Source organism: Streptomyces endophytica, assembly GCF_026153355.1.
Classification (GTDB): domain Bacteria; phylum Actinomycetota; class Actinomycetes; order Streptomycetales; family Streptomycetaceae; genus Streptomyces; species Streptomyces endophytica.
Genome location: NZ_CP110636.1, coordinates 1,998,878 through 2,011,192, shown reverse-complemented (window position 1 = coordinate 2,011,192; position 12,315 = coordinate 1,998,878). Strand labels below are relative to the sequence as shown.

General features: G+C 71.1%; 8 protein-coding genes, 1 tRNA gene and 2 pseudogenes. 6 read left to right on the top strand and 5 right to left on the bottom strand.

Annotated features, from left to right (window positions below; all coding sequences use genetic code 11):
* Nucleotides 1–550 precede the first annotated feature (550 nt).
* Together OJ254_RS09120 and OJ254_RS09115 are read right to left on the bottom strand one after the other, a co-directional pair.
* Nucleotides 551–2,011 (bottom strand): DUF2252 domain-containing protein, encoded by a 1,461-nt coding sequence (locus OJ254_RS09120; RefSeq protein ID WP_265361924.1) that lies wholly within the window; start codon nt 2,009–2,011, stop codon nt 551–553.
* Nucleotides 2,012–2,437: 426 nt separating this feature from the next.
* Entirely contained in the window at nt 2,438–3,805 is a 1,368-nt protein-coding gene (locus OJ254_RS09115; protein WP_265361923.1) for an ABC transporter permease, read from the bottom strand.
* A gap of 186 nt (nt 3,806–3,991) precedes the next feature.
* Here OJ254_RS09115 and OJ254_RS09110 point away from each other — a divergent pair, with 186 nt between their 5' ends.
* Nucleotides 3,992–4,426 (top strand): MarR family winged helix-turn-helix transcriptional regulator, encoded by a 435-nt coding sequence (locus OJ254_RS09110; protein WP_030798440.1) that lies wholly within the window; start codon nt 3,992–3,994, stop codon nt 4,424–4,426.
* 108 nt (nt 4,427–4,534) lie between these two features.
* Here OJ254_RS09110 and OJ254_RS09105 read toward each other — a convergent pair whose 3' ends face one another.
* The gene (locus OJ254_RS09105) at nt 4,535–4,897 is read right to left on the bottom strand and encodes a winged helix-turn-helix transcriptional regulator (RefSeq protein WP_261956724.1); all 363 of its coding nucleotides are present in this window, start codon (nt 4,895–4,897) and stop codon (nt 4,535–4,537) included.
* A gap of 252 nt (nt 4,898–5,149) precedes the next feature.
* On the opposite strand from OJ254_RS09105, the gene OJ254_RS09100 reads away from it, so the two are divergent.
* Nucleotides 5,150–5,800 carry an FMN-dependent NADH-azoreductase gene (locus OJ254_RS09100; protein WP_265361922.1) on the top strand — a complete coding sequence of 217 codons (651 nt, stop codon included), beginning with the start codon at nt 5,150–5,152 and terminating at the stop codon, nt 5,798–5,800.
* 237 nt (nt 5,801–6,037) lie between these two features.
* On the opposite strand, the gene OJ254_RS09095 is transcribed toward OJ254_RS09100, so the two are convergent.
* Nucleotides 6,038–7,156 (bottom strand): MFS transporter, encoded by a 1,119-nt coding sequence (locus OJ254_RS09095; protein ID WP_265365106.1) that lies wholly within the window; start codon nt 7,154–7,156, stop codon nt 6,038–6,040.
* A 296-nt stretch (nt 7,157–7,452) separates the two neighbouring features.
* Between OJ254_RS09095 and OJ254_RS09090 the strand changes: the two genes are divergently transcribed.
* On the top strand, nt 7,453–8,388 hold the full coding sequence (locus OJ254_RS09090) for a LysR family transcriptional regulator (protein WP_265361921.1): 936 nt from the start codon (nt 7,453–7,455) through the stop codon (nt 8,386–8,388).
* Between the two features lie 164 nt (nt 8,389–8,552).
* Here OJ254_RS09090 and OJ254_RS09085 read toward each other — a convergent pair.
* A tRNA-Leu gene (locus OJ254_RS09085) sits at nt 8,553–8,636 on the bottom strand.
* A 609-nt stretch (nt 8,637–9,245) separates the two neighbouring features.
* On the opposite strand from OJ254_RS09085, the gene OJ254_RS09080 reads away from it, so the two are divergent.
* From OJ254_RS09080 to OJ254_RS30735, 3 genes and pseudogenes are all read left to right on the top strand, one after another.
* Nucleotides 9,246–10,079, top strand: coding sequence for an FhaA domain-containing protein (locus tag OJ254_RS09080; protein WP_265361920.1), 834 nt, complete (start codon nt 9,246–9,248; stop codon nt 10,077–10,079).
* A 10-nt stretch (nt 10,080–10,089) separates the two neighbouring features.
* Nucleotides 10,090–10,619, top strand: a pseudogene (locus OJ254_RS09075) (FHA domain-containing protein FhaB/FipA).
* Between the two features lie 132 nt (nt 10,620–10,751).
* Nucleotides 10,752–12,304, top strand: a pseudogene (locus OJ254_RS30735) (PP2C family protein-serine/threonine phosphatase).
* Nucleotides 12,305–12,315 lie beyond the last annotated feature (11 nt).

Here is a 12,315-nt window from a genome sequence, read left to right as displayed (position 1 = left end):
CAGGCACGGCTCGGTGAGGCCACCCCCTGAGCGGCAGCCGCCATCGGCCCCCCTGGCGGCCACCAGTCAGGCCGGTGCCCGTCGCCGCTACGCCCGATCAGCCCCGATCAGCCGTGATCAAGAGGCCATCGCGGCCGGGCGCCCCTCGGGTGCCGAGCGGCCGTCGGGCCACCACGGATCGTCGCGTCGAGTCGCAGCGCGCCGCGCGACCCGTGCCCGCCGCCCGCCCGGATCCGTGGTGTCAGCATTGTCAGCGCCCGCACCCGTACCCGCACCCGTCCGAGTACGGTCCGAGAGGCAGGGCCACCTTCCACGACCATCCCTCCTGGCCCATTCCTCAGGGCCCAGCCGGGGCCACCCAGCCCCCCCGGCAGCCGCCTCCCAGCCAGCGCCACGACCAACAGTCGACGCTCGTCAGACCGCTGAGGCTTTCCTCAGTGCGCTGAGGCTTTCGTCATCCCGCTGAGGCGAGCGTCGGTCGGCAGAGTCGATCGATCGCCGAAAGAAGCCATCGCCGACGGCAGAGACGAGCCCGAAGAGGTGTGGCGGCTCATACCCCCATTTCTGCCGCCACCCGGCCGTTCTTCACTGCTGTTGTCAATGCGGTGTGGTCCGCTTCCGTGCGGTCTGCGTAGGCGACGGCGAACTTCGCTATGGCCTCGTCCAGTTCTTCGCTCTTGCCGCAATAGCCGGCCACCAGGCGTGGGTCGGCGCTGTGGGCGTGGGCTCGGGCCAGGAGGGCGCCGGTCATCCGGGCGTAGTCGTCCAGCTGGTCGCCGGTCAGTTGGGCCGGGTCGACGCTGCCCTTGCGGTTTCTGAACTGGCGGACCTGGAAGGGAAGTCCGGCAGCCGGATCGCCCGTCCCCTGGGCAGGGGTAGTGGAGCGGGTACCTCCATCGTCGGCCACGGGTATGTCCTGCACAGTCGTCCAGCCGAGCAAGATGTCGCTGACGACCTGCATCCTCCGCTGGCCGAGCACCACCCGCCGGCCTTCATGCGTCACCGCCGGGGACGGGAAGCCGGCCTTCTCCACATACGGTGTCAGCGCGGAGCTACGGGCCTCCTTGACCTGCAGAACCAGTGGCTCGCCGCGGTGATCCAGCAGCAGCACCACGTACGACCGCAGGCCCACGCTGCCCGTGCCGACGACTCGGAAGGCCACGTCGTGCACCGCGTACCGGGCCAGCAGGGGCAGCCGGTCCTCGGGGAGGGTGTCCAGGTAGCTGGTGAGGGAAGCGGCCACGGCTGCCGCTTCGGCGTCCGGCACCCGGCGCAGCACCGGTGGCGCGTCCACGAACCGGCGGCCTCCGTCCGCCGTCCGCTCGGTCGCCTTCGCCGCGAACCGCGCGCTGGTGTTCTTCCGCGCCTTGGCCGACACCCGCTCCAGCGTCCCCAGCAGGTCCCGGGCGTCGGTGTGTGAGACCAGTTCCTCATCGGCGATCGCGTTCCACGCCTCCGTCACCGGCAGCTTCGCCAGCAGCCGCATCGTGCGTCGGTACGCGCCCGCCGCGTCCTGGGCGGCTTTGCGGCACTCGTCCTCATCCGCACCCGCTTCCCGGCCCGCCAGGACCATCGACGTGGCGAGCCGCTTCACGTCCCACTCCCACGGCCCGTACAGGGTCTCGTCGAAGTCGTTGAGGTCGATGACGAGGCCGCCGCGGGCATCGCCGTAGAGCCCGAAGTTGGCGGCGTGGGCGTCGCCGCAGATCTGGGCGCCGATACCGGTCACCGGATCGGCCGTCAGGTCGTACGCCATCAGGCCCGCGGAGCCGCGGAGGAAGGCGAACGGGCTCGCGGCCATCCGGCCGACCCGTATCGGCGTCAGGTCGGGAAGCCGTCCGGCGTTGGATTCCTCCACCGCCGCTACCGCGTCCGGGCGTTCGGCCGCGCTCGACAGTGCGGACTGCGCGGCACGGGGCAGCCGCTCCCGCAATGCCCGGCCGGCGGCCTTGGGCGACGGGCCTTCTGCATCGGCCTTGGCAAACCCCGGTACGTACGGCACACGCGTCATGGCGGGCCACCTCCCCCTTCAGGACCTTCACGGCTGCGGCGACTTCGGCGACGCCCACCAGGTCGGTGAGGTCGGTCGGCGAATTCTCTGTCACTGGGCATTGCTTACCGGCCGCCGGACGGAACTGCTTCCGGCCTGCCGACGTGCCATGACGGTACCGACGTCGCGTCATCGCGCGCAGGGCCTGTGGATAACCCTGCGTATGCGCATGTGTATGCGCCTGCGCTGGTCGCTGAGGAGGGGAGAGGAGGTCCGGGGCAGGGGAGGCAGGGGGCCCGTCCTGCGGCCAGGCGTTGGCATCACCCCACAGCCCGCAGCCCACAGCCCGCAGCCCGCAGCCCGCAGCACAACCCGCAACCCGCAACCCGCAACCCGCCAAGCTCCCAGCAGCAGCCGTCAACTGCCACGCCACCGACCGACCGACCACTACACGCCCACCACCTCCTCCAGCTCTTCCTCCGCCATCTCTTCCTCCGCCATCTCTTCCTCCGTCAGCTCTTCCTTCGTGGCCTCGTCCGACGAGCCGGTGCCGGGCGCCGCCGCCCTCACCAACCGGCGCGGCCTGGGCTCCGGCACCGTTGCCGCCACCGCGGCCGCCGCCACTGCCGCCGCATTGGCCGCCGCTTCCGCCTCCGCGGCCCGCCGGCGCCGCTCGGCCAGCCCCGCCAGGCCGACCATCAGCACACCGACGAGCAACCAGCCCACCAGCGTCCAGACGTGGCCGGACAGGCCGTAACCGTGGAAGTAGACGTGACTGCGGAGGCCCTCCACGAAGCCGGCACCGTTCCAGAAGGAGTGCAGCGCGGCGAAGAAGCCGTTCTGCATCTCAGGCCGGAAAATCCCGCCGGACGAAGTGAAGTTGAGCATCACGAAGAGGGCCATCACGCCGAGCGTCGTCCACCGCTTGAGGAAGGTGTGCAGGCCGGTACCGATCAGCAGAACGCCGGCGGAGTACAGCCACGCCATGCCCCACAGGCCCCACAAACCGTGGTCGACGAGGTGGAACACCGGGCCCGCGAACGCCGTGCCGATGAGGCTGACCACGGCGGACGTGCCGATCGCCAGCGCGGCCCGCAGCCGGAGCGGCAGCACGGCGCCGGCGCCGCCGATCACCGCGACCGAGGCGTACGAACCGATGCTGATCGCCACCAGCAGGAAGAAGATGCCCTGCCCGGTCGGATCGTCCTCGGCGGGCGGTGCGACGTCCGTGACCTTCAGCGGGGCGCCTTGCTGGGCCGCGAGCGGCGTGAAGATCTTCTGCACGACGGAGGCGCTGGTGTCGGATCCGGCGGTGGCGACGAGCAGTTCGGGCGCCACCGGTCCCTGCGTCCGCCCCTGCGTGCCCTCCGGTATCCGTCCCTGCGCCGGCCCCTGCGTGCCCTTCGGAGTCCCTCCCTGCGCGCCCTCCTGCGGCTGAGCCTGCGCGTGCGCCTTCGCATGCATCACATACGCACCGAAGATGTCCTGGTGCTTCAGCTGCTCGACCGCCGTCGGCCGATCGGGGACCGTTCGCACCTCCAGGTCACCGCCCGACGTGTCGTTGAGGGACTGGGCGAGCAGCTGTGCGCCACGGCTCGATCCGACGACCGCGACCGGCAGGTGGTGGGGTGCCGGATGCGCGAACGCGCCCAGGTAGGCGAGCCCCATGCCGATGCACATCAGCAGGGGTGTGACCAGGTGCGCCAGGACATGACGGAGCCCGGCCGCGTGGGCGGCGGGGCGGCCGGCGGGCGCGGCGCGGTGCCCGCCGTGGGGCGCACTTCGGTGGTGGTCGGGACGTCGGACCGTACTCATGGGGCGAGCCTTCTCAGCTGAGGGGTTCTGTCGCTGGCTTGTGGGGTGGCTTGGGGGTGGACTGATCGCCACGGCTGGCGAGTGGACTGATCGCAACGGTCGGCAAAGGGACCGGAGCGGCGATGGTTGGCAAATACAACTCATGCTTACGTTGTACTCTACAACTACATCTACGAAAGGCAACCCGTGCCCCATCGCGACGACTCCGTCGAGACCATCCAGCAGGAGATGACCGCATTCGCCCGACGGGCCCGCGCGACCGCCGCCCGGATGCATCCCGAGCTGTCGCTGGTCTCCTACACCCTGCTTGCGCACCTCGATGACCAGCGCGGATGCCGCGCGACGGACCTCGCGGCGCACTACTTCCTGGACAAGTCCACGGTCAGCCGGCAGATCGCCGCACTGGAGAAGCTCGGTTTCGTCGAGCGCCGGGTCGACCCGGACGACCACCGCGTCCAGGTGCTGCATCCCACCGAGAAGGGCGCCCAGGTACTCGCCAATGTCACCGCCAGCCGTCGCCAGGCCTTCCACGAGCGCCTGGCCGACTGGGACGAGGCCGATCTCGACCGCTTCGCCACGTACCTACGGCGCTACAACGCGGCCCAGGAGCGACTGGGCTGACCGAGGTACCCCGAAGGCCCTACCCCAAGCCCCTGACCCCAGGCCTTGACCCCACGCCCTGGCCTCAGGCCCAGAGCCCAGACCCCAGACCCAGCCCCAGCCCGCCGCCTACCTCCGGAACCGCTGCGGACATTGCCCGCCGTCCGCCAGATAGGTCTCCGCCCAGCGCCCCAGCTCCTTGAGGGCGGGATCCATCGCGAGACCGGCCTCCGTGAGCCGGTAAGAGACGCGCAGCGGAGGGCCCGCGTCCACTTCGCGCACGAGCAGGCCGACCCCCGCGAGCTCCATCAGCCGGTCGGAGAGCATCCGCTCGCTGATGCCGGGGATCGCCCGTCGCAGGTCGGCGAAGTGCACCGGGCCGGACATCAGGGTGGCGACGATCAGCCCCGTCCAGCGCTTCCCGAACAGCTCGAAGACGCGCGCCATGCCGTCGTCGACCTGCTTACACGTCGCCTCACTGTGGTCCGCCATACACCCAGCGTACCGCCCTCTTGTTGGCTACTGCAGAAAAGTAAGCCCCTGTGCTATGAATAGTGACGTACGGAATTCAACCAGCTAGCCAAACGTTGGTCACCCCGTACTCAGCCAGGGACCGTGCAGCAGTCCCCGCGGGGCCCTGGGGTCCCGAACCGAGTGCTGAACCGAGTGCTCAACCGATCTGAAGACCCGCTCCCCCACCCGGCCCTGACCGGCCGGATGGCACCAACCGAAGGAACGATTCCCATGGCCACGCTTCTGCTCATCGACTCGTCCGTCTCCCCCGAGGGCGTCTCCGCCTCCCGCTCGGTCACCGCGGCCTTCCGCAAGACCTGGGAGGAGCAGCACCCCGAGGGCACCGTCATCCACCGCGACCTGGCCGCCGACCCGCTGCCGCACCTCGACGGCGTCGCCGCCTCCGCCGCGTTCTCCGACCCGGCCACCCACACCCCCGAGCAGCAGGCCGCGTTCGCCGTGCGGGTCAAGCTCGCCGAGGAGCTGGAGCAGGCCGACGCGGTCGTCATCGCCGCGCCGATGTACAACTTCACGATCCCCTCCACGCTCAAGGCGTGGCTCGACCAGGTGATCATCATGGGCCGCACCGCGGGTGAGGCGCCGTCCGCCAAGGGGACGCCCGTCACGGTCGTCGCCAGCCGTGGCGGCTCGTACGCGCCGGGCACGCCCCGTGAGGGCATGGAATACGTGCAGAACTACATGGAGGCCGTGCTGGGCGGCGGCATGGGGATGGACGTCGAGTTCATCGTCCCCGAGCTGACCATGGCCCCCGTCAACCCGGCGATGGCCGACCTGGTGCCGCTGTACGAGACCTCCCGCGACAAGGCCCACGAGGAGGCCGCCGCCAAGGCCAAGGCCCTCGTCGCTCGCCTCGCCGCCTGAGCACGGGAGCCGGACCCCGAACTCGGGCCCGAGCCCCCAGAACCCCCGGAAGCCCCAGAACCCCTGGAACCCCTGGAACCCCTGGAACGGGACCGCCCAGCCGCGGGCTCCGAGCACGCCACAGCGCCCGGAACCCGCGGCGGGGGCCCGCCAACGCGCCTCACGATCCCCGACCGCCCCACGAAGCGCGCCTCACGACGTGCGCCCGCTGCACGAAGCGCGCCTCACGAAGCCGCCTCACGAAGAACGGCACAACATCACCAGCGCACCCGTCGCCAGTGCGCCGCCCAGCCACATCACACCGGCCGGCCCCCAGCCGTCCGCGGCCCGGCCGCCCAGGAGGGCGCCCAGGGCGATCGCCCCGTTGAACACCGCCACGAACAGCGCGGAGGCGGCCTCCCGCGCACCGGGTGCGGCCGCCGTCAACCAGGTCTGGGTGCTGACCGAGACGCCCCCGTAGGCCAGCCCCCATACGGCCATCAGGACCGCCGGCCCGGCCGGCCCGGTGCCCCGTCCCAGCAGCGGCACCAGCAGGACCGTTCCGGCGAGCACCCCGCAGATCACCAGCAGCGTCGCGCGCGGGGACCGCGCCGCCCCGGCCCCCGCCCCGAAGTTCCCGGCCAGACCGGCGAGGCCGAAGGCCAGCAGCAGCGTGCTGATGTGGCCCGGCTGTACACCGGCCACGTGCTCCAGCACCGGCCGCACATACGTGTACGCCGCGAAATGGCCCGTCACCAGGAGCGCCACCAGCACCAGCCCGGTCCGTACGGGCGCACCGCGCAGCAGCCCGAGCACCCCGCCGAGGCGGACCGCGGCGGACTCCGGAAGCGGCGGCAGCAGGACGACCAGCGCGAGTGCCACCAGCGCGCACACCGCGGCCATCCCCACGAACGCGGTGCGCCAGCCGCCCAGTTCGCCCAGGGACGTACCGGCCGGAACCCCCAGCACCGAGGCCGCCGCGACCCCGCTGAAGACCAGGGACGTGGCCGCCGCGACGCGGTGCGCGGGCACCAGCCGCACCGCGAGCCCCGCCGCGATCGCCCACACCCCACCCATCCCCAGCCCCACCAGCACCCGGGCCACCAGCAGCACCGCGACGTTCGGGGCGTACGCGGCGAGCAGGTTCGCCGCCGTCAGCGTGGCCATCAGGGCGGCCAGCACCGCCCGCCGATCCCGCCGCCCCATCAGCAGCGTCAGCAGCGGCGCGGCCAGCGCGGCCACCAGGCCGGTCACGGTCAGCGTCAGCCCCGCCGTACCGTCCGAGACCCGCAGCTCCCGGCCGATCGGGGTCAGCAGCCCGACGGGCAGCATCTCGGACGTGACGACCGTGAAGGTCGCCGCCGCCAGCGCCGCCACCGCCGGCCAGCCACCGCCCCACCCAACCGCCCTCCCGCCACCCAACTCCCCACACCGGGACCGTCCTTGCCGCTCGCGTCCCGTCACCTCCACGGGCTTCTCCGAGGTCTCCCCCACGTGCGCCATCACCGGGCTCACCACCGGGCTCACCACCGGCCCGTCCTCACTCGTCGTCATACCCCCAGCCAATGCGCACGCCCGCCGGGGAACAACGGCCAACTCCTCACCCTTCTATGAGCAGAGCTCATCGATCTTCTCTGAGCAGAACTCATCGATCCCACGAGCGGGTACACCTCATGACCGCTGCCCCCGGCCTCGAACTCCGCGAGCTGGAGTGCTTCCTCGTGCTGTCCGAGGAACTGCACTTCGGGCGCACCGGCGAGCGCCTCTACGTCTCGCAGAGCCGCGTCAGCCAGCTGCTGCGTTCCCTGGAGTCGCGGATCGGCGCCCGGCTCGTCGACCGCACCAGCCGCCGGGTCCGGCTGACCCCGCTCGGCGAGGAGTTCCGTACGTCGCTGCGCCCCGCGTACGACGCCCTGCGCGTCAGCGTGGAGCGTGCCCGCAGTGCCGCCCGGGGCGTCGAAGGGCGGCTGACGATCGGGTTCCAGGGGACCGCGGACGACCGGATCATGCGGGCCATCGACACCTTCCAGCGCCGCCACCCCGGTTGTGCCACCGAAATCGTCGAGATCCCCCTGTGTGACCCCTTCGGTGCGCTGCGCAGCGGTGCGGTCGACGTCGCCGTGACGCTGCTGCCCATGGCCGAGCCAGACCTCACCCTGGGCCCGGTCTTCTCCGCCCAGCAGCAGACCCTCGCGGTGTCCGTACGGCATCACCTGGCGTCCCGGACCGCGATCGGCGCCGAGGAGCTTGCCGGCGTCCCGCTGATCTCCCCGGACGTCCCGGCGCCGCTTTACTGGCGCGCGGCCCACGCCCCGGCCACCACACCTCAGGGCCGCCCCATACCGGCCGGCCCGCGGATCAGCACCCTCCAGGAGGGCCTCACCCTCACCGCGGCCGGGCGCGGGGCGATGCTGCTGTGCCGGCCCACCGCGGACTACCACGGCCGGCGCGACCTCATCTTCGTCCCGGTGACCGGACTCCCCGACTCCGTCCTGGGCCTCGTCCACCACACCGCACGCGAGACCGCCCGGATCCGCGCCTTCCGCACGGCCGTGACGGACTCGCTACCGCCTGACGAAGTCCGTGAAGCCGTCTCTCTACAGCCGTGACGGAGGCCACACAAGCCGCGCCCGGCCCCTCGCCCAGATCCCACCCCGGCCCGACCCCGGGCCGAGAAGGTGACCGAGGCAACAATGTGAGGAAGCCAACCTGCACAGGGACAACGAAAGACCCCCGGTCTCCGGATTTCTCCGGAGACCGGGGGTCTCATCTGTGCGCGAGGGGGGAGTTGAACCCCCACGCCCTTTCGGGCACTGGAACCTGAATCCAGCGCGTCTGCCTATTCCGCCACCCGCGCATGGGTGTTGCCGTTCGATTCTCTCACGCGATCCGGGTTGTTCTGTCCGGGTCTTGTGCGAGCGCCTTCCGACATCCAGAACATTAGCACGCTGGCCGGGGTGGGTTCACACGCCTTTCCCCCGGGCCCCTCCCCGCCCGCGTCTCCTGGGACCCGGACGGGGTCCCAGGCCCGTCCAGGGCCGTACAAGGGCATGCGGCGCCGGGAGGCGGCGGGCGAAACCGCGAGGTGACCTGCACCACCGGGAGGTGACATGCAGCACCACATACGGGGACGGGCGGGGCCGTGAGGTGACGCACGGAGTCGTGAGGTGGCGTGCGGAGCCACCTGCCGGGCAGGGTGTCCGGGGCCCGGTCCGACTGCGCCCCCGGCCGCCCGGAGTGCTCGGCGGTTGCGGGACACTGTCATCGGGGCACATCTACGATCGCAGTGCACGAGCAGCGGGCAAGGAGCGGACAGGCACCGGGCAACCCTGTGAGAGGCGACACTCGTCCTCAAGGCGGGAAAGGGGAACCAGCCGATTTCCCAAGGCGTGGATACGATCAGTAAGCAGTATCAGGACCACCCGATCAGGACGACACCGACGGAGACTGAGGAAGGAGGTGCCCCGTGGGAGTACTGAAGCGTTTCGAGCAGCGTCTCGAAGGTCTCGTCAACGGCACCTTCGCCAAGGTGTTCAAGTCCGAGGTGCAGCCCGTTGAGATCGCCGGTGCGCTGCAGCGCGAGTGCGACAACAACGCCACCATCTGGAACCGCGACCGCACGGTCGTCCCCAATGACTTCATCGTCGAACTGAGCGCCCCGGACTACGAGCGGCTGAGCCCGTACAGCGGGCAGCTCGGCGACGAGCTGTCGGCCATGGTCCGCGACTACGCGAAGCAGCAGCGCTACACCTTCATGGGGTCGATCAAGGTCCATCTGGAGAAGGCCGACGATCTCGACACCGGCCTGTACCGCGTGCGCAGCCGCACCCTCGCCTCCAGCACGTCCCAGGAGCAGCCCGGCCAGGCGGCCGCGCAGCGCGCCTCGGCGGTCCCGCAGGGCCCGCGCCCCGGCGCCGGCCACGTGAGCCCGCCCCCCATGCCTTCGTCCCCGCCTCCCGGCGGCGCACAGCCCGCACCCCGTGCGGCACCGCCCGGTGCAGGACCGCAGCCCTACGCGCAGACCCGGCGCTGGATCGAGATCAACGGCACCCGCCACCAGATCTCGCGCCCGACGCTCGTGCTGGGCCGCAGCACCGACGCTGACGTACGGATCGACGACCCGGGTGTCTCCCGGCGTCACTGTGAGATCCGGGTCGGAACGCCCCCCACGATCCAGGATCTGGGTTCTACCAACGGCATCGTGGTAGACGGGCAGCACACCACCCGCGCTAGTCTCCGCGACGGCTCGCGGATCGTCGTGGGCAGTACCACCATCGTTTACCGGCAAGCCGAAGGGTGAAGCGGGGGCAATGTCAGAGCTGACCCTCACGGTCATGCGGTTGGGTTTCCTCGCCGTACTGTGGCTGTTCGTCATCGTGGCCGTCCAGGTCATCCGTAGCGATCTGTTCGGCACCCGCGTGACTCAGCGCGGGGCCGCCCGGCGGGGCGGGCAGGAGGCCCGTACCCAGCGCCAGGCCGCGCCCCCGCAGCAACAACAGCAGCGCCGCCAGGAAGGCGGCCGCGGCGGCAATCGCCAGCGCCGCGGAGCGCCCACGAAGCTCGTGGTCTCCGAGGGGTCGCTGACCGGCACCACCGTCGCCCTCCAAGGCCAGACGATCTCCCTGGGCCGTGCGCACGACTCCACGATCGTGCTGGACGACGACTACGCGTCCAGCAGGCATGCCAGGATCTACCCGGACCGTGACGGCCAGTGGATCGTCGAGGACCTCGGTTCCACCAACGGCACGTACCTGGACCGGACCCGACTGACGACCCCGACACCGATTCCGCTGGAGCCCCGATCCGCATCGGCAAGACCGTCATCGAGCTGCGGAAGTAGTACGACAATGAGCGAGCGGAGCGAGCGAGCCGCGGCGGTCCACTCGGCGGACCCAGGCGTGCTCCCGACCGGAGGGTGGGCAGTGTGGCCAGGCGAGACCGGCTGTACCCCGAGCCGACGGGTGAGGTGCGCATGAGTCTGTCACTGCGCTTCGCCGCCGGATCGCACAAGGGCATGATCCGCGAGGGCAACGAGGACTCCGGCTACGCCGGGCCGCGGCTGCTCGCCATCGCGGACGGTATGGGCGGTCAGGCCGCCGGTGAGGTCGCCTCCTCCGAGGTGATCTCCACGCTCGTCCAGCTCGACGACGACGTCCCGGGGTCGGACATCCTGACCTCGCTCGGCACTGCCGTGCAGCGTGCCAATGAGCAGCTGCGGGTGATGGTCGAGGAGGACCCCCAGCTCGAAGGCATGGGGACGACGCTGACCGCGCTGCTGTGGACCGGCCAGCGGCTCGGCCTGGTGCACGTCGGCGACTCCCGCGCGTACCTGCTCCGGGACGGTGTGCTGACCCAGATCACCCAGGACCACACCTGGGTGCAGCGGCTGGTCGACGAGGGCCGGATCACCGAGGAGGAGGCCACCACCCATCCGCAGCGGTCGCTGCTGATGCGGGCGCTGGGCAGCGGTGATCACGTCGAGCCCGACCTGTCGATCCGCGAGGTGCGGGCCGGCGACCGCTATCTGATCTGCTCGGACGGGCTGTCCGGCGTCGTCAGCCACCAGACGCTGGAAGAGACGCTGGCCGGCTACCACGGGCCGCACGAGACCGTGCAGGAGCTGATCCAGCTCGCGCTGCGCGGCGGCGGCCCGGACAACATCACCTGCATCGTCGCCGACGTCCTGGACGTGGACGGCAACGACACGATGGCCGGGCAGCTCAACGACACCCCGGTGATCGTCGGTGCCGTCGCGGAGAACCAGAACCAGCTCAACGACCCCAGCACGCTCCAGACGCCGGCCGCGCGGGCCGCCGAGCTCGGCCGTCCGGGCGGGCAGCCGTCCGCACCCGGTGGTGCCTTCGGGCCGCCCGGGAGCGGTGACCCGGAGGTCGGCGGTCCGCCGCAGGGCTCCTTCGGCGCGTTCATGGACGAGGACTTCGTCAAGCCCAAGCGGGGGCGGTGGCTCAAGCGGTCGCTGTTCGGCGTGCTGGCGCTGGCCGTCGTCGGCGGCGGGCTCTACGCGGGCTACCGCTGGACGCAGACCCAGTACTTCGTCGGCGCCAAGGACGACCACGTCGCGCTGTACCGCGGCATCAGCCAGGACCTCGCCTGGTTCAAGCTCAACGCCGTGGACGAGGACCACACCCGAGATCGAACTCAAGTACCTGCCGCTGTACAGCGGAACCAGGTCAAGCAGACGATCGCGGTCGACAGCCGCCTGCAGGGCGGCGACAAGGTCACCGAGCTGAGCAAGCAGGCCAACGCCTGCCGCAGCAAGGAGCAGCGGGAGGCCGCCGAGCGCGAAGCGGCGCGCAACAAGGGCAAGGGCCAGGCGGGCACGCCCGCGAAGCCCGGCACGAAGCCCGGTACGCCGACCACCAAGCCCGGCACCACGGACAAGTCCGGCACCGGTACGGCGGGGGCGCTGTCGGCGCCCGCGTCCGCGACTCCCACACCCACTCCCAGCCAGGCCCCTCCGAGGAGCAGCAGAAGCTGGAAAAGAATTGCAGCACCCAGCAGTGAGGGCCTAGGGG

Bases quoted from the DNA above. Each gene is read 5' to 3' on its own strand.
- OJ254_RS09090 (WP_265361921.1), top strand. From the start codon at position 7,453: ATGACCGCTGCCCCCGGCCTCGAACTCCGCGAGCTGGAGTGCTTCCTC.
- OJ254_RS09120 (WP_265361924.1), bottom strand. From the start codon at position 2,011: ATGACGCGTGTGCCGTACGTACCGGGGTTTGCCAAGGCCGATGCAGAA.
- OJ254_RS09105 (WP_261956724.1), bottom strand. From the start codon at position 4,897: ATGGCGGACCACAGTGAGGCGACGTGTAAGCAGGTCGACGACGGCATG.
- OJ254_RS09100 (WP_265361922.1), top strand. From the start codon at position 5,150: ATGGCCACGCTTCTGCTCATCGACTCGTCCGTCTCCCCCGAGGGCGTC.
- OJ254_RS09115 (WP_265361923.1), bottom strand. From the start codon at position 3,805: ATGAGTACGGTCCGACGTCCCGACCACCACCGAAGTGCGCCCCACGGC.